At 51.3% G+C, this 17,289-nt stretch carries 13 protein-coding genes; 5 read left to right on the plus strand and 8 right to left on the minus strand.

The features are described from left to right. On the plus strand, positions 1–2,235 hold the full coding sequence (locus C5S61_RS24895; protein ID WP_110520005.1) for an SPFH domain-containing protein: 2,235 nt from the start codon (positions 1–3) through the stop codon (positions 2,233–2,235). 162 nt (positions 2,236–2,397) lie between these two features. Next, complete coding sequence (locus tag C5S61_RS24900) at positions 2,398–3,282, plus strand: DAK2 domain-containing protein (RefSeq protein ID WP_110520007.1); 885 nt, start codon at positions 2,398–2,400, stop codon at positions 3,280–3,282. A gap of 43 nt (positions 3,283–3,325) precedes the next feature. Here C5S61_RS24900 and C5S61_RS24905 read toward each other — a convergent pair whose 3' ends face one another. The 3 genes from C5S61_RS24905 to C5S61_RS24915 form a co-directional block, all read right to left on the minus strand. After that, on the minus strand, positions 3,326–4,753 hold the full coding sequence (locus C5S61_RS24905) for an MDR family MFS transporter (RefSeq protein WP_110520200.1): 1,428 nt from the start codon (positions 4,751–4,753) through the stop codon (positions 3,326–3,328). Positions 4,754–4,872: 119 nt separating this feature from the next. Beyond that, positions 4,873–5,718: an AraC family transcriptional regulator gene (locus C5S61_RS24910; protein ID WP_110520009.1), complete on the minus strand. Its 846-nt coding sequence runs from the start codon at positions 5,716–5,718 to the stop codon at positions 4,873–4,875. Between the two features lie 2 nt (positions 5,719–5,720). Beyond that, positions 5,721–6,923, minus strand: coding sequence for a PP2C family protein-serine/threonine phosphatase (locus tag C5S61_RS24915; RefSeq protein WP_124033506.1), 1,203 nt, complete (start codon positions 6,921–6,923; stop codon positions 5,721–5,723). A gap of 227 nt (positions 6,924–7,150) precedes the next feature. On the opposite strand from C5S61_RS24915, the gene C5S61_RS24920 reads away from it, so the two are divergent. Beyond that, a complete protein-coding gene (locus tag C5S61_RS24920) occupies positions 7,151–9,934 on the plus strand; it encodes a glycoside hydrolase family 9 protein (RefSeq protein ID WP_164689776.1) in 2,784 nt (927 codons plus the stop codon). A gap of 147 nt (positions 9,935–10,081) precedes the next feature. Here the strand turns inward: C5S61_RS24920 and C5S61_RS24925 are convergent, their stop codons facing one another. From C5S61_RS24925 to C5S61_RS24945, 5 genes are read right to left on the minus strand one after another with little or no spacing between them, the layout of a single operon-like run. Next, positions 10,082–10,717: a class I SAM-dependent methyltransferase gene (locus tag C5S61_RS24925; protein WP_110520016.1), complete on the minus strand. Its 636-nt coding sequence runs from the start codon at positions 10,715–10,717 to the stop codon at positions 10,082–10,084. A gap of 10 nt (positions 10,718–10,727) precedes the next feature. Further along, positions 10,728–11,567, minus strand: coding sequence for an SDR family oxidoreductase (locus C5S61_RS24930; RefSeq protein WP_164689777.1), 840 nt, complete (start codon positions 11,565–11,567; stop codon positions 10,728–10,730). 11 nt (positions 11,568–11,578) lie between these two features. Then, entirely contained in the window at positions 11,579–14,566 is a 2,988-nt protein-coding gene (locus C5S61_RS24935; protein ID WP_110520019.1) for a GAF domain-containing SpoIIE family protein phosphatase, read from the minus strand. Positions 14,567–14,571: 5 nt separating this feature from the next. Then, positions 14,572–15,324: an anti-sigma factor antagonist gene (locus C5S61_RS24940; RefSeq protein ID WP_054534400.1), complete on the minus strand. Its 753-nt coding sequence runs from the start codon at positions 15,322–15,324 to the stop codon at positions 14,572–14,574. Positions 15,325–15,344: 20 nt separating this feature from the next. Beyond that, a complete protein-coding gene (locus C5S61_RS24945) occupies positions 15,345–15,695 on the minus strand; it encodes an STAS domain-containing protein (protein WP_054534399.1) in 351 nt (116 codons plus the stop codon). A gap of 145 nt (positions 15,696–15,840) precedes the next feature. Between C5S61_RS24945 and C5S61_RS24950 the strand changes: the two genes are divergently transcribed. Together C5S61_RS24950 and C5S61_RS24955 are read left to right on the plus strand one after the other, a co-directional pair. Beyond that, positions 15,841–16,296: an META domain-containing protein gene (locus C5S61_RS24950; RefSeq protein ID WP_110520021.1), complete on the plus strand. Its 456-nt coding sequence runs from the start codon at positions 15,841–15,843 to the stop codon at positions 16,294–16,296. A 347-nt stretch (positions 16,297–16,643) separates the two neighbouring features. Further along, positions 16,644–17,252: a TetR/AcrR family transcriptional regulator gene (locus C5S61_RS24955; RefSeq protein WP_164689778.1), complete on the plus strand. Its 609-nt coding sequence runs from the start codon at positions 16,644–16,646 to the stop codon at positions 17,250–17,252. The last annotated feature ends 37 nt before the right edge of the window (positions 17,253–17,289 follow it).

Consider the following 17,289-nt stretch of genomic DNA (forward strand, 5'->3'; position numbering starts at 1 on the left):
ATGGAACAAATTGCAATCTTGGTTGGGGTGGCCATTCTCGTTATCATTCTGTTGCTGGTCGTGTTTTTTGCCTTGGTCAATCACTTTTATGTGAAAGCACCAGCCGACCGGACGTATGTGCGCACTGGCGGCAGCAAACCAAAAGTCGTTTTCAACGGCGGTAGCTGGGTGATTCCTGCTTTCCACGAAATTACGTGGGTTGATTTGCGCACGATGGATATTGATGTTGAGCGTACCGAGGCCAACGCCTTGCTCACCATCGACCCACAATATGCCGATATTCGGGCGATTTTCTTTATCAAAGTTAATCCAATCGCTGAAGATATTGAGCGTGCTGCACGTACCATCGGTGGCAAAGAAGTTAATACCGATAGCGTTAAACGCTTGGTCGAAAGTAAATTGGAAGGTGCGTTGCGTGACGTAGCCGCAACCTTCACCTTGATGTCGTTGCACCAAGAACGCGAAAAATTTGTTGAACGAGTGCAAAATTTGGTTCGCAGTGATTTAGCTGAAAATGGTTTGGTGCTGGAAGCAGTTTCAATTACTGCATTAAAGAGTGCTCGCCAAGGTAGTTTTGGCACCGATGATGTGTTCGGGGCACAAGTGGCCCGCGCCAATGCAGAAGTTATTCAGCAAGCGCTGAAACAACGCAACGAAATTGATCAAATGACCCAAACTGAAATTGCCAAGCGCAATGCAACTGCCGAACAAGAGCGCAACACGATTGAGCGCCAAAAGCAGTTGGAAATTGCCCGGCGCAATGCCAGCACTTCGCAGGAGCAAAATGATATTGAGCGCTCAAGCGAATTGGAAATTACGCGCCGCAACGCTGATGTTGACCAAGAAAAATTGAATTTGGAGCGAAATCTCTCGCAAGCTCGCGCAACCCAACAACGCGAAATTTTGATTCGCGAATCAGAAGAACGTACTGCTGCCGAGCGCGTTGCTTACGAACAACAACAATCTGCTGAATTAAGTCGGGTTGAAAAAGAACGTACCATCGCCGAAGCTGAAAAACTCAAAGAACAAGCGGTGATGTTGGCCGAACAACGCAAGCAACAAGCGATTCAGTTGGCCGAACAAGAACGCCAGCGCGAAGTGCAGCGCAGCCAAGTTTTGCGTGAGCAAGCGATTCAAGTGGCCGACCGCGAACGCCAAGTGGCCTTGGCCCAAGAGCAAGCCAAGCTTGAACAAGCAGAAAAAGATCGTCTGGAAATTGCTGCCGAACGTGAAGTTGCCGAGCAAGGCGTGGTTACGGTGCAAGAACGGGCCGCTGCTGAACGTGAAGCGCAAATTCAAATTATCAATGCTGAACGTGATGCCAAGCGCGAAATTATCAATCGCAAAAACGAAGTCGAGCTAGAAACCTTCCGCCAAATTAAGCAGGCCGAAGCCGATGCTGAAGCCTTGAACAAGAAAGCAACCGCCGAAGCAAGCGCCGCAATCAAGATGGCCGAAGCACGCCGCACCGAAGCCCAAGCCATGTCTGATGCGGAAATCTTGCGCGCCGAAGCCAGCAAAGCCACGGTTGCCTCGCAAGGTTTGGCCGAAGCAGAAGTTATCAAGGCCAAAGCTGAAGCTTCACGGCTCGAAGCTGATGCGATTCGCGAACGTGGTTTGGCTGAAGCTGAAGCTGCTCGGGCCAAAGCACTGGCCGAAGCAGAAGGCCAGAAAGCCTTGGCCGAAGCCTTGGCCGCCCACGCTGGGGTGGCGCAAGAGCTAGAACTTGAACGGATTCGGATGCACGCCCAAGTTGAAATTGGTGTGGCGCAAGCCAAAGCCATGGGCGAAGCAATGGCCGCGATGGATTTCAAGCTTTATGGTACGCCAGAAACGGCCCAACAAATCCTGCGCATGATCGGTTTGGCCGACGGCGTTGGCAGCTTGATCAACACCGCGCCAGCCCCATTGAAGGAGCTTGGCAATCGCTTGATCAGCCGCGTGTTGCCAGCCAACGGCAATGGCGCTACTGAAAAAACGGCTAGCAACGATAATGGCATGAATCTGACTTCTGCTCAGCCAGTATTGCGCGAAGCAGCCTTGATTGCCAGCCAATACTTGAGCGCTGAAGAACTGCAAAGCCTAAACGTTGGGGCAGCTCTTGAGCAAGTCTTGAGTGTCGCCAGTACAGAGCAACAGCCAGTTTTGCACAAAGTGCAGGGAATGCTGCAATTGATGCCACAATTGGCCGAACAACCACTGAACAGCGTGCTTATGTTGGTCCAAAATAGCTAAACTAGTGCTTGATGGCTGCTCGTACTTAACCAGTGCGAGCAGCCATTGCTGTTTAACAATTGAGTTTCGCAAGCCAAGCTGCTAGAATCGTGATAATTGGTGGTACGAAAATCGCAGTAGTCGCTGTAGGATTATGTGCTTTGCACCAAAAGGAGTTGTTGTATGTCGAAGGCATTGACCGACCTGTTTGCCGAAATAACCAACAATCTAGCCGATGAACGCGATTCATTGAATGCACTTGATGGGGTTGGCGATGGCGATGCTGGCGATAATATGGTCAGCAATTTTGAAACAATTACCAATACGCTCCGCCAAAATGAAGGCCAAGGCTCGGTTGATAACGCGTTACGCGCTGCTAGCCATGCCTTGCGCACCTCGGGCAAAGGCCCAACCGCGCCAATGTATGCCAACGGTTTGGATCAAGCTGCCAACGATCTTGCAGGCAAGACCTCGTTTGGGGTCAACGATATTATGAAATTGCTGGGCGGTTTGCTGGGCGGGGTGCAAAATACGCCTGGGGTTAAGCAACAAGGCGAGGGCGGGATTCTCGATGGACTCGTGCCTGGTGTAACCACCTTTATGCAATCGCGCAATAATGGCAAATCGACGCTCGAAGCGCTGATGGATGGCTACAAAGCTTCGCAACGCGGCGCATATGGCACCAGTCAACAAGGCTCAGGCTTTGGCCAATTTGGCAATAACGATACGTCTGGCAAAGTCGATCCCGGGGCTGCTGGCGCTAGCTCATTGCTTGGTAGTTTGCTGCAAACCTTGCTTGCCAATGGTCTTAGCGCAGGCCGCGGCGAGCCATCGAAAACCAGTGGCTTTGAGGAATTGTTTGGTGGTGGCCGACAACAGCAGCAACCACCGCAACAACAACAGCCTCAAGGCGGCTATGGCGATGCCCTTGGTGGCTTAGGCGATTTGTTTGGTCAATTGTTTGGCGGTGGTGGCGGCATGTTTGGTGGCCAGCCCCAACAGCAACAACGCCCAAGCAGCGGTGGCGACGATCCCAAGCCACGCTTGCGCGACCAAGAAGTGATTTAAGCTCAGTGCGGCGCATGAATTTGGTTTCATGCGCCGCAGCTTTTTAGGCTGCCGAATGGCCTAATTCGCTGTGCTCGCCATGTTCGGCCATGGTTGCCGCAGCATCGCGGTCGCGGATGAAGAGCGCCACACATGCCGAAATTAATGCTAAAACTGCGGCTGCCATGAAAGCATATTGGTAGCTTTGAGCATTTTGATTTATGCCCGTGCCGCTATGATTGAGCGCCAAAACGCTGCCCAAAATTGCCACGCCCAAGGCTGAGCCAAGTTGTTGTTGCATGTTGAAAATTGCCGATGCCTGACCAGTCGAAGCATGGGGGATTTGGGCAAAAACTGCTGCTTCAATTGGCAAAAACAGGTAGGCCATTCCCACGCCAGTGCCAAACATCAAGGCCCGCACCAACCACAAATTGGTTTCTGCATCAATCGTGCTCATCAGGCCGATCATGACGGCAACTCCGAGCACGCCGCCAAAGGTCAAGCGACGTGGGCCAACTTTGGGGTAGAGCCGAGCCACAAGTTGGCTCGATAGTACGACCCCAATCGCTTCGGGCGAGGTGGTCAAGCCCGATTCGAGTGCGCTGGCACCAGCGACGTTTTGCAGAAATTGCGGCATCAAAAAGAGAATCCCCGTGAAGGCCGCCGAGCCGAAAATTGCCACTAAATTGCTCACCCGAAACAGCGGAATCGAAAACAGCCGCAGATCAAGCATTGGCTTGGCTTTGGCCAACTCGACAAAGACGAGCGCTGCAAGGCTTAAAATCCCGATCGCTGCGCTGCTCAGAATCAATGGCGAACCCCAACCTTTGCTTGCGCCTTCGGTCAAGGTATAGAGCAAGGCCGCAAAGCCAGTGCCTGCCAAAATAAACCCTAGCCAATCGAAGGCCCCAACCTGTTCGCGCTGCGGGGTTTGCAGCCAAAGCGCGCCAAAGATCAAGGCGGCCAAGCCAATCGGGCCGTTGACAAAAAAGACCCAATGCCACGACAGCCGATCGACTAAATAGCCGCCCAACACTGGCCCAACTGCTGGAGCAATGACGGTTGGAATAATCAAAATCCGCGAAACTTGAATCCGTTGGTGTGGTGGGAAGGTGCGAAAGAGCATCGTCGTGCCAACAGGCATCAGTGCGCCAGCGGCAATGCCTTGGGCGGCACGAGTTAGCATCAATTGCTCAATATTTTGGGCCAAACCACATGCCATCGAAGCCAAGGTAAACAAGCCAAGCGAAGTTAAAAAGACCCTTTTGGTGTCCCAGCGGTCGCTCAGCCAGCCTGAAGCGGGAATGACGACTGCAATACAAATTAAGTAAATTACAACGATCGCATTGATCGCGCTGCTGCTAGCCCCAAAATCTTGCTGGATGGTGGCAAGGGCTACGTTGATAATCGTGCCATCCATAATGCTCATAAACAATGCCGCCACAAAGACGACACAAACTGCAATTTTTTGATCGATGACGATCCGTTTCATGAAGACCTCGTATTTGCGTGCTAACAGATTGCTGGCTAGTAGCTGCTGAAAACTAGCCATCGCTCTATTGTACTCATTGATTGCGCTGGAAAAAATGGAAAAATTTTGGCGCTAACATATCATTTTTTTGTGGTTTGTTCGCGATAGCGGCGCGGTGAAATGCCAAGCTCTTGCTTGAAAAACTTGCTGAAATGGAATGGATCATGAAAGCCGAGGTTGTGGGCAAGCTGCTGAATTGGCAAGCTGGTAAATTGCAGATAGCGCTGAGCTTCGAGCAAAACGCGCTTGAGAATCAGGCGTTTGGGCGGCTGACCACTGTGTTGGCTACTAATTTGGGCCAATTGAGTTTTGCTCAGCTGAAGCTGTTCTGCATAATAGTGAATGTCGTGGTGCTGCTGAAATGCCTGTTCAAGCAAGCCCAAAAATTGGCGATAGATGGCATAATTTGGCTGTTGCGGCTGATCATGGGCTGCTTGATTGAGGCGCTGGCTTTGCCAAAGCAAGGTCAATAATAAATGGCGCAGGCTGTGATATTTGGCTAAACAATCTTCGCGTTGATATTCTTGGGCCAATAAATCAAATAAACTATCGATTATGTGGCTATCGGAAGCGCCGAGTTGCAGACCGCCACTGGCGCTAAATTGCGGTTGTTGCTCATGGGCTTGGGGTTGCAGAAACGCTTGATCATAGCGCACATAATAGCCATTCAGTTGCTCTGCTTGCTCGAACACATGCACCTGACCTTGGGCAACCAAGGCTAAAGTGTGAGTTTGCAATGGGTACGATTGTTGGTCAACTTGATGGCGACCAGTGCCAGCCTTGATCCAAAGCAGCTCGTGAAAACTATGTCGATGCGGTAAATTAATCATATTTGGCAGTTGCTGTGGCTCAAGTTTGGCGATGAAAATCGGTGCCCAAGCGCTATGTTCAAGTTGAATATGCTCAATCTGATATTTATTTGACATAATTATTGAACAGCTACCACGACTAAAGTGATGTCGTCGTGAGGTTGAATGTTGTGGCTGTAGCTGTGAATTGCCGCCAGAATTGCTTGCACCATCTCCTGCGGATGGTTGCTGGGCATGGTTTTGACCAGCTGCAGCAGATTTTCAAAGCCCCACATTTCGCCTTTGGCATTTTGGGCTTCGACCACGCCATCGGTGTAGAACACCAACAAATCACCGCTTTGCAGGCTGATGCTTTCTTGTACATGTGGCATTTGCGGCCCCATGCCAAGCGGCAAGCTGCCCTGAATTTCCAAGAACTCGACCGTTTGCTGGCGACGACGCAAAGGCGCTAATTGGCCTGCATTGGCTAAAAGCATGCTGCTATTTTGTGGGTTGAACAAGGCTACTTGCAAGGCCACAAAATTATTGGTTTGGCGCTTGGTGCGCAACCAACGATCAAGCTCGCTGAGCACGGCGGCTGGCTCAGCGTGATCATAAATCTCCGATTGCAACACGCCAAGCGTAATTCCCATCAGCATCGCAGCACTGACGCTTTTGCCCGTCACATCACCAACACTAATGCACAAACGCCCATCGGCGGTTAAATCGTAACTTAACAAATCGCCGCCAACTTCGTGCGCAGGAAAACAACCGCCAGCAATTGCTAAACCATTGATTTCCGGCGCGTGATCAGGCAATAATCCTTCTTGGATCATGCGGGCAAGGCGCAATTCTTCGGAGAGGGCAGCATTTTTGCGCAGCGCTTGGCGACCTTTTTCTAAATCGTTCAAGATGCGTTCGGCGGTATAAAACAGGGCGGTGGTACTGGCAGAGAGCAACGAACCCAAAATAATCCAAAAAATGATGAAGTTGAGCCGTTCGGGCGCTGGAATGAAAAACAGGCCAAAAATCAGCGCATAGATGATGGTCGCAATCAGCCCGCCAATAAAAACGGCCAGCGACCAAGCCCGAATCGGCGACCAGTTGCGGCGTTGGGCAATTGGCATTGTCCAGCGCAAGAGGAAAAAGACCAGCGACGGCGCGGCGATGCCAATCGAATAGCTTGAACCAAAGGTTAACAGCACATTTTCGAGCTTTACTCCAGAGGTTGCAACGGGAATTAAAATAATAAAGCCCAACACGGTTGAGAGCAGCATCGACCAGCGCAGCAGGCGGCGAAATGGCATTGGAGTGTAAGTATAGCTGGTTCTGGCGGATTGCATGAGTTCCTCTGGCCAATGAAGCTTCAATGTGGCAAAATTGTTGGTTGCATTATACGGCACAATCCTATGCTATTATAGGCTATCTAGCTATGAGATCGTTCTCAATTACCGACTAGAGCAGCCACCAGCATCCTGCACCGTAGCAGCAGCTTTAGTCTGAACAATTTACTTTCCTTTACGCCTGTCTATTGAGACCGATTCCAATGAAGTGAATCATGGAGGCAGCAATGAGCGCTGACCACAGCCGTACCGTGATTGGTATCCGTTCGACGAAGAGCTTTTGGGCGCGAGGATTGTTCGTGCTTTGGCTGATTATTGCTTTAGGATGCCAACAAGCAATCGTGCCTGCGACCTCACAAATCCATGCCCAACCCCCACAAACTGTTGGTAATTTGCTGCAAAATGGTGATTTTAGCGCTGGTTTTGCGCCGTGGTGGGCCACCAATTCGGTTACTGCTGATGCTGCAAGTGGCTCGTTGGTTGCCACAATCACCAACGCTGGTAGCAATCCATGGGATGCGATTGTTGGCCAGAATGGGCTTAATCTGCAAGCTGGCCAAACCTACACCGTCACCTTTCGCATTCGAGCCTCAAGCACAGGCACAGCGGTGCTTAAACTGCAAAAAGAAGCTTCCCCATACACCAATTATTTCAGCCAAGATATTGCCCTGACGACCAGCGATCAAACCCATCAATTTGTTTTTACCTCGGCGTTTGATGATGCTGGGGCGGCTTTTCAATTTCAGATGGGCGGCCAAGGCAATAATGTGCTGACGATTGACGATGTGCAGGTGCTTGGCGAAACTGGGCCAGCAGAGCCATCGAGTAATTTGGTGCAAAATGGCAATTTTGTTGGGGGGATTGATCCATGGTGGACAGCTGGCGATCTCAGCATTGACACCGCTGATGGTGCGTGTTTGACGATTAATGCTGCTGGCACCAATCCTTGGGATGTGCAGCTTGGTCAACATAATATTACGTTGCAAGCTGGCGCAAGTTATCAACTCAAATTCGCTGCTAAATCGACAACCCCAATAACCTTGCCAGTACGTTTGCAACAAAACGGCGAGCCATATACTGGCTATTTTGCTGCTGATCCTGGCCTCAATGCAGCTTGGACAGAATTTGTCTTTCATTTTACATCGGCTTATAGCGATGCAGCCTCGTTGTCGTTCCAAATGGGTGGCTTAGGCACGCCGACGATCTGCATCAATCATGTGAGTTTAGAAATGTTAGAAACCGGAATTCGGGTTAATCAAGCGAGCTATTTGCCCACCATGAGCAAAGTGGCCAGTTTGGTGAACCCTGCAAACGAGCCATTGCCTTGGCAATTGCACAATGCCGCTGATACAGTGGTTTTGAGCGGCCAAACCACGGTCTATGGCGAAGAAGCAGCTTCTGCTGAACATCTGCATTTGATCGATTTTTCGGGCTATCAAACGGTTGGCGAAGGCTATTATTTGCAGGTTGGTAGCGAACAGAGCTATCCTTTTGCAATTGAAGCTGGCTTGTACTCGCGGCTGAAATACGATGCTTTGGCCTATTTCTACCATAACCGCAGCGGTATTGCGATTACCATGCCCTATGCTGGCGACGAACAATGGACGCGGCCTGCTGGACATATTGGAGTTGCGCCAAATCAAGGTGATATTGCGGTGACATGTTTTGCTGGCACCGACAATCAAGGCCAAACATGGCCCGGCTGCGATTATGAACTTGATGTTTCCAAAGGTTGGTACGATGCTGGCGACCATGGCAAATATGTGGTTAACAGTGGCATTTCGGTCTGGACGTTGCTGAATCAATATGAACGTGCACAGCAACGTGGCGCTGAAAGCCTTGCCCAATTTGCCGATGGCAGCATGAATATTCCCGAAAATAATAATGGCGTGCCCGATTTGTTGGATGAAGTACGCTGGAATATGGAATTTATGCTGGGAATGCAAATTCCTACAACTGCGCCAGTTTCCAAAACTGGGATGGTGCATCACAAAGTCCACGATGCCCAATGGACGGGCTTGCCAATGGCTCCGCATGACGATCCGCAAATGCGCTATTTGTATCCACCAAGTACCGCTGCAACCTTGAATTTGGCCGCGACGGCAGCTCAATGTTCGCGGATTTGGCGCGGGATTGATGAGGCATTTGCTGACCGTTGTTTGGTTGCTGCCGAACGAGCTTGGCAAGCAGCGGTGGGCTATCCCAACGAATTTGCCAGCGATCACTTCGCTGGCGGTGGTGGCTATGGCGATCGAACGTTGAACGATGAATGGTATTGGGCCGCCGCCGAATTGTATGTAACAACTGGCTCGGCAACCTATCGCGAAGCGATTGAAGAATCTTCATATTACTTGCAGCTCGATATTGGTGGCGGCAGCGCCATGAACTGGGGCAGCGTTGCTAGCCTTGGCACCTTGTCGTTAGCCTTGGTTCCTAGCGATTTGAGTAGTGCTGATCGCCAAACAGCGCGGGCGGCAGTGATTGCGGCAGCTGATCAATTTGTGGCAGCGCAACAAGCAAGCGGCTATGGCATTCCCTACAATCCGGGCAGCCAATATCCTTGGGGTTCCAACTCATCGATTTTGAACAATATGATTGTGATTGGTTTGGCTGGTGATTTTACTGGCGAAACCAGCTATGCTGATGCGATTAGCCAAGGCATGGACTATTTGCTGGGCCGCAACCCGCTCAACCGCTCGTATATTTCGGGCTATGGTTCAGTTTCCTTGACCAACCCGCATCATCGTTTCTGGGCCAAGCAAATCAACCCAGACTATCCTGGTACGCCGCCAGGTGTGGTCGCTGGTGGCCCAAATTCAGGTATTGAAGACCCGTATGCTCAAGCAGAATTAACTGGTTGTGCGGCCCTGAAATGCTATGTTGACCATATTGATTCGTGGTCGACCAACGAAGTAACGATTAACTGGAACTCGCCGCTGGCGTGGGTTGCGGCCTATCTTGATGATTATGCAAGTGGCTCGGTGCAATATTTGCCCTTGATCACGAAATAAGAGTCAAGCTTCCCTCACCCCAACCCCTCTCCCGATAGACGGGAGAGGGGCTTTAATTTCATGGTTCTTGCTCAATTCTTGGTAAACAAGGGTCGGCTCCCCCTCGCCCGCGTCCAGTAGGAGCGGGGGCTGGGGGTGAGAGAACAGTTAATCGCGCTGGGCAACGATGAAGATTTGGGTTTCGGGGGTCGCGCCGTGATGCGGTACATAGTGTTGCAGGCGGGTTTCTAAAATTTGAAAGCCAGCTTTGGTGATAGCTGCTTCGAGTTGGGCTTGGGGATAGGCCGTGACAAAGACTGGCTGATCGCCAATCACGATTTGAATATAATCGAAATCGCCCTCGACCATTGAGAGCACCAGCAAACCAGCGGGCTTGAGCCAGTGGTGAAATTGCTGCAAGGCGTGTTCAATATCGTGGCGGCGCAACATCAGCAGGGCAAAAAACGAGACCACCGCATCAAATGAATTCGGATCAAAATTAACCTGATTTACGCTATCGAGCACATACTGGCCATTGGGCACATTTTGGCGCGCCAAATTGAGCATGGCGGCGGAAATTTCGAGGCAGGTTACTTCATGGCCTGCTTTGGCCAAGGTTTGGGCGGTAGGAATGCCCGTGCCGCAGCCAGCATCAAGCACCTTTGAGTTTGGCTCCAACAAATCGGCCAGCCATTGGCTCAGATCTTGTTGATCTTGATTATTGCCAAACATCAGCTCATAATCGGCCCCAATGGCGTTAAACACGGCGGCTTGTTGTTGAATATCATCAGACCATGGTTGCATAATTCTCTCCTTAAACCAAGCCGGTTGGCGGCGTGTTATCCTCGTGAGGCTTTGGTTGTTGTTGTGAACGCTTCAAAGGCCGCGCAAAAAATCGGTTTAAGAGCGGCGAGCCAAAATTACCAACTCGCACCACCCATGAGCTTTGAGCATCGGCTGTGATGATAAAACGGCGTTTGAGAATCCCACGGACAATCGCTTGGGCAAGCCGATCAGGATTGAGTTGCTGCTGATTGTTGCCACTTTGATCGCCATTGTTACTCTGCGTAACCGGCATTGGGACATCGCTTGGATAAACCACGCTGCTGGTGATGTTGTAGGCTTTGAGTTCTTGGCGCAACACTTCCATCAGCCCGCGGACAGCAAATTTGCTTGGTGTGTAGGCACTATAGCCAAGCGACCCAACAAAGCCCGCGACCGATGAGACGGCGACGAGCGCTCCAACGCGGCGGCTTTGCATATGTGGCACGACGGCGCGAATCGCATTCAAAGTGCCAAAATAATTCAGCTCCATTAAATCGTGAAAAATCTGCTCATCAAGTTGCTGAAAAGCTCCCGCTTGGATACTGCCAGCGGCGGCGATAAGCACATCGCAAGGCCCAGCGCGCTGAATCAGATCGGCGATGGCTTGACTGACATCATTGCGCACTCGCACATCGGCGGTGGCAATTTCGATGCGCTGCCCAGCCCGATTGACTAAAGGCTGGAGGCGTTCGGCGGCCTCGACCAAGCGAATGCGATTGCGCGCGATCAACGAAACCGACGCTCCGCGAGCCAACATTCGTTGGGCGGTGGCAAAGCCAAGGCCGCTGGAGCCACCAGTGATGATCACATGTTTATTTAGGAGACGCACGATCAAATTCCTCAAACAGGTTGATTGGCACTTGCAAGCCGTTTGATCACCACTAAGGTGAGGTCATCGAAGGCTGGTAAATCGCCAGTATGAGCCGCGAGTCGACTGCTGATGGTGTTTAACATCGTCGCCGCATCGCAATGGGCGGTCTGATGAATCGTCTCCATCAGCCGTGGCACGCCCCACTCATCCATTGTACTATCAACTGCCTCGGTTACGCCATCGGTATAACAGACTAAAACATCGCCTAATTCAATAGTTGTTTCAGCTTCGCCCAACACTGCATCATCAATCACACCCAAGGCAATGCCTGGCGTGCGCAATTGCTCAATCTCGCCAGTTGCAGCGCGATAAAGCAGGGGCGGGTTGTGGCCAGCACATGTATAGCGCAAACGCCCAGTTACCGGATTAATGATGCCATAAAAGAGAGTCACAAACATATACGACTGGCTATCGCGCATAATCCAGCGGTTGGCCCGTTCAATTGCTTGCGATGGCGGCGAGCCATCAAGCGCCGCGCCACGCACCAGCGAGCGCGAAAGCGCCATAAACAAAGCAGCAGGCACGCCTTTATCCGAAACATCGGCAATCACAAAGCCCATTTCGCCAGCAGACGGCCCGCTACGAAACTGCCAAAAATCGTAGAAATCGCCGCCAACTTGGCGCGCCAAATTCCAATGTGCGCCACTATCCCAGCCTTCTAGTTGCGGCAAGCGGGCAGGCAACAAGCTAATCTGAATTTCGCGAGCAACGCTAATTTCCTGTTCGATGTGTTGGCGAGCGGCTTCAATTTGCGCAAACAACGCGCTTTCGATTGCGGCAGCTGCTTGGCCTGCAATGCCTGCGGCAATTGTCACTTGGCGCGGCAACCAGGTTTCGTCGGTGCCACATTGCTCAAGCAGGAGCACGCCAAGGGTTGCGCCGCGCGAGTTGAGCGGTTGGGCCAGCACTGCGCCATAGCTGGTGTAAGGCACTAAGCCTGCGCTCGAAAGTTGCTCAAGGTCGACCAACTCGGCAGCAAACGACTCGCCTTCGGAGCGCATGCGCACCAGCCATGGCACTTGTTCATCGGTGGCGCTGGCTCCAATCGATTGGCGTTGTTCGTTGGTCAAGCCCCAGCCTTCGGCCAAAATCCAGCGATTGCTTTCGCGCTGCCAAAGCAGACATAATGCTCGTTCGCAGCCAACCAATAAGGCTGGCAGGCGCACGCTTAGATACAGCATTTCGCTAATATCGCTGACCCAAGCAAAATTTTCTGCCGATTGCAACAGCGCATTCAGCACCCAAGCCTCTTCTTGTTGCGATTGAAAGACCGAGGCGCTATCGATGGCGATGGCAATTTGATCGGCGAGAGTTTGCACGACGAAGAAATCATTTTCATCAAAAGCCCCGTAGCGTTCGCTTTGCACATCCAAAACGCCAAGCAATTGCTGACCAACCCGCATCGGTACTGCCAATTCTGAGGCAATTCCTGGCTGATCGGGCAAAAAGCGTGGTTCTTCGCGCACATCATTGACCAGCATTGGCTCGCCACTGACTGCAACATGGCCAACGATCCCCAAGCCAAGCGGCAAGCGTTTGCCTTGGCGTTGCCAAAATGGGCTATCGCTGGCGGTGCTGGCGCGGAAAAAAAGCTGTTGATGTAGTTGATCGAAAGTAAATAAATGCACTTGCGAATAGCCGAAGCTTACCCGAATGCGATGCACAACCGAGGGCAGCAAGCGATCCAAATCGAGAATCGCAGTTACTTGGCGGCTGACTTCGCCAATTGTGGCAAGTTGGGCGGCGCGGCGGCGCGCTGCCGAATAGGCGCGGGCTTTATCAATCGCCACTGCTGCTTGGTCGGCAATCAGCGAGAGCAAGCGCAAATCGTCGGTATCAAAAGCGCGTGGCTCGCTGCTTTGAATCGAGATCGTGCCTAAAACCTCATCACCAGTCATCAACGGAATATAAATCCCTGAGCGTGGCGGAAATTCTGCTTGATAGGTTGGCTGAGCAGGCAGGCGATCCATCTCGGTCTCAAAATCTTCGACCAACAACGAACGACCTGTGCGCCGAATCCAACTGACGATCCCGCGATCGTTGGGGATTTCGACGCGCAACGGTGGCTCGTGATGGCCATCTTGCACCCGCACTTTAAGCTCAAAGAAGCGACCTTCAAACAAGCCCAAACGGAAATTGCTGGTATCGACAACCTTGCTGGCCTCGCCAAACACCAGTTGACAGAGCGAATCAACATCGAGTTCGGCGCGAATGATGGCGCGGCTGATTGCATTAATTTGGCCAAGTTCGGCGACCGTGCGGCGTTGCAAGCCTAATGATCGGCTGGCGCGTTGCACCATCCAAGCGCTGCCAACCAAGCCTGCTGCTGAGATTGCCACCAAATTAAAGGGAAACGATTGTGCCATTTGAGCGCCGATGGCAGCCAACGGCAAGGGCAGCATTTCAATTGAAAAAATATTGGGCGCGCTGACTTGCCAGGTGCCAAGCGTGATTTGCTTGCCATCCCAGAGCAAGGCAAAGATCAAGCGTGCGCCTTGAACAACCACAATATAGCTCAAGATGAGCAAGCTGAGCCTTGACCATAAACCGAGATCATTGATAAATGGGAGGGCTATAGCGATACCCACACTGCGCGCGCCACTTTCGAGTGCTCGGCGGGCCCAATCTTCATAGCGGGAACGGGCCAAACGCCCAAGCCGAATACATAAGCCAGAGGCGGCGGCTAAAACCAAGGTGGTGCTGGGGGTGCTAATCAATGCAACCGCCAACAACACAACCCCAGAGAGGCTAAGCGGCTGGTTGGAGCGATCGCGGACGGCTAAGCCATCGAGCAAGAGCAATAATGCGCCAGCAACTGGCAAGGTCGCCGAATTAAAGGTGGGCAACCCATACCAAACAATATTGGCGCAGCCCAACAAAAAGAGCATGGCAGCCCAACCAAGGGCCACCATGCGTGGTTTCGAAATGCGGATTCCACGATCAAAACTGGGTAACATGCACCTTACTCAACCTGGGCTAACGCTGCAAGTGCTTCATCACGAGTGCGGTGAATGGTAAAAATTTGAGTGAATCCTGTCAGTGCAAAGACTTCCGCCACCGCTGGTTGCAATGAGCATAAGCGCAGTTCGCCATTGGAGCCTTTAAGCTCGCGAGCCAACAACAGCAAAATGCGTAGGCCGCTGCTGCTCAAAAAGGTCACGCCCGTCAGATCAAGTAAGATGCGTCGTCCGCCAGTTTCGGCGGCTTCATGGACAATCGTGGCTAAGGCAGGTGCTGCCGTGGCATCAATCCGGCCTTGAACTGGCACAACCCGTACATCGTCGGGCAGGCGTGTTCCAACGATTTTACTCATGTGTAACTCATTTTCACCAGTTTCAGGATTGTAGTTGAATTGCACATCATCCATCATTCTGCCCATCAAATACATGCCAAGGCCACCAGCCTCGCGCGTATCGATTGATGAAGTCAGATCAGGAGGAGGAACAGTTTCCGGATCAAAAGGAACCCCGCGATCGAACAACCGTACAACAAAACGGCTGCCATCGCGTCCGCAGACCAAGCGAACATCACCAGGATGTTCAGCAGTGTAGGCGTGTTGGATAATATTGGTGGCTGCTTCATCAACAGCCAATTCAATTTCCCACGCCGTATGTTCGTTAAGCCCAGCTTCGAGTGCTGCCTGATAGGCAAACTTACACAGGGCACTGAGCGAATCGAGTACCCCTGGCAGTTTAAGTTCAGCGGTTTGCGCCATATCGTCTCACCGAAATTCGTCTAGAAGCTGCCAACAGCTTCCACCAAGTCGTCGTAAATTTGGAACAATGGCGTGAAGCCAGTTAAGTCGAATACTTCGCGAATCCGTTGGGGCAGATTGGCGATCCGCACATCACCACGTTCAAGCTCGCTAAATTTCCATTCGCGGGCTTTTTTACGTGCTTCAATCAAGACCCGTAAGCCTGGGCTACTGATATACTCTAAGTTTTCGAGATCGAGGACAATCCGATGGCGGTTTTCCTCATAAATTTGGTTAATCTTATCGTTCAGCGCATCTTTGGTTTCTGCGGCCAACCGTCCAGAAACGGTGATAACATCAACACGATTATAGGTTTTATGGCTAATATCCATGCATTCCTCCTGCCACCATTGTAAGCGGGTTACATTTTGGCGAATCTGCGGCATATTATAGCACAGCGATATTAATTTTCTCAGGGAACTTTTGGCCGAGTTTTAACGTTTTGGCTAGGTAACATATAACTTTTTGGAGGATTCTATGCGCCGCACATTAACGATATTTGCTCTCTTTGCCGCTTTGGCTGGCTGTGGGAGTGCGACCACGCCAACCGCAATGCCAACCAACGTGCCCACGGTTGATGTTTCGCAACCAGGTGCTGGCTTGGCTGGCTCAAAATGGAATGTCTTGCAGATCAATGGCCAAGCGCTGAAAGGTCAGCAAGCGTTACCACTTAGATTTGAAATGGATGGCCGCGCTTCAGGCCATAGCGGGTGTAATGGCTACGGTGGCGATGCCAAAATTAATGGCGAGCAATTAACGCTTGGCCCAGTGATGTCGACCAAGATGGCTTGTGCCGACCCTGAGTTGCAACAACAAGAAACCACCCTCTTCCAAGCACTCGAAAAAGTAACCAGTTATAAGATGGCTGGCGATAAATTGAGCTTGCTCGATGATAGTGGCACGGTTGTGGTCGAATTGGTGAAGCAAGCCTAAATCAGCCTTAGAGAGAAGGGATGAGGGATGAAGGCAAAAGTCAAAATAGAACATAGAGCATAGAACAGAGGCAGAAGGCAGAACGTTTTAACGCAGAGGCGCAGAGAGAAAAGGATGAAGTATGAGGGATGAGGGATGAAGGGCAATGCGTTAAACATTGAGCTTGACGTTCTTCGTGCAATTCGTGGCTAAAAAAACACCCTTCGTGCTCTTCGTGTCCTTCGTGGATTAAAAACTTAACCTTCGCGCTCTTCACGGTTTCTGCCCCCTTGACAAACCTGTTTTGAACAAGTATATTTTTATCGAACATTGTTCGAAAAACGATTATAGCTGAAATGGATGCAACGATGGGCAGTAAAGAACGGCGCGAACGGATCAAACAAGCGACCCGCGAGGGGATTTTGAGTGGTGCGCGTCAAATTGCCCAAGCTGAGGGTTGGTCGGGCCTGACCATCCGCAAAGTTGCTGAGTTGATCGAATATAGCCCATCGATGGTCTATGAATATTTCGCCAGCAAGGAAGCTATTTTGGAAGCCTTGTTGGAAATTGGCTTTCAACAATTAACCAATGTCATGCAACAAGCGAGCGCCGTTTACGTCGATCCCTATCAGCGTTTGCAGGCCTTGGCCTTGGCATATTGGCACTTTGCCCAAGCCAATCCCGACCTTTACCAAGTGATGCATGGCATGGATGGCGTGACGGTTAACCCTGATTTGCGCAACCAAGCAGCGTGGCCAACATGTTTGCTGGTTGAGCAAGATTTACAAGCATTATTGATCGACGAACAGGTTACCAGCCCAAATTTACGCGAAGATAGCGAAATTCTCTGGGCAACCTTGCATGGCATCGTCAGCCTCGCGCTGAGCCAACGCCTCAGCCAAGTAGCACAGATCGAAGCGCGCATCCAACGTACCACCCAAGCTTTGCTACAGGGCTTATTAATGACCACCACATAAATTTTTTTATTCGATATCGAACATTGTTCGATTATTG

This window comes from Herpetosiphon llansteffanensis (assembly GCF_003205875.1).
Taxonomy (GTDB): Bacteria; Chloroflexota; Chloroflexia; order Chloroflexales; family Herpetosiphonaceae; genus Herpetosiphon; species Herpetosiphon llansteffanensis.

Excerpts from the sequence above, each read along its gene's own strand:
- C5S61_RS24895 (WP_110520005.1), top strand. The coding sequence starts at position 1 with ATGGAACAAATTGCAATCTTGGTTGGGGTGGCCATTCTCGTTATCATT.
- C5S61_RS24900 (WP_110520007.1), top strand. The coding sequence starts at position 2,398 with ATGTCGAAGGCATTGACCGACCTGTTTGCCGAAATAACCAACAATCTA.
- C5S61_RS24905 (WP_110520200.1), bottom strand. The coding sequence starts at position 4,753 with ATGAAACGGATCGTCATCGATCAAAAAATTGCAGTTTGTGTCGTCTTT.
- C5S61_RS24910 (WP_110520009.1), bottom strand. The coding sequence starts at position 5,718 with ATGTCAAATAAATATCAGATTGAGCATATTCAACTTGAACATAGCGCT.
- C5S61_RS24915 (WP_124033506.1), bottom strand. The coding sequence starts at position 6,923 with ATGCAATCCGCCAGAACCAGCTATACTTACACTCCAATGCCATTTCGC.
- C5S61_RS24920 (WP_164689776.1), top strand. The coding sequence starts at position 7,151 with ATGAGCGCTGACCACAGCCGTACCGTGATTGGTATCCGTTCGACGAAG.
- C5S61_RS24925 (WP_110520016.1), bottom strand. The coding sequence starts at position 10,717 with ATGCAACCATGGTCTGATGATATTCAACAACAAGCCGCCGTGTTTAAC.
- C5S61_RS24935 (WP_110520019.1), bottom strand. The coding sequence starts at position 14,566 with ATGTTACCCAGTTTTGATCGTGGAATCCGCATTTCGAAACCACGCATG.
- C5S61_RS24940 (WP_054534400.1), bottom strand. The coding sequence starts at position 15,324 with ATGGCGCAAACCGCTGAACTTAAACTGCCAGGGGTACTCGATTCGCTC.
- C5S61_RS24945 (WP_054534399.1), bottom strand. The coding sequence starts at position 15,695 with ATGGATATTAGCCATAAAACCTATAATCGTGTTGATGTTATCACCGTT.
- C5S61_RS24950 (WP_110520021.1), top strand. The coding sequence starts at position 15,841 with ATGCGCCGCACATTAACGATATTTGCTCTCTTTGCCGCTTTGGCTGGC.
- C5S61_RS24955 (WP_164689778.1), top strand. The coding sequence starts at position 16,644 with ATGGGCAGTAAAGAACGGCGCGAACGGATCAAACAAGCGACCCGCGAG.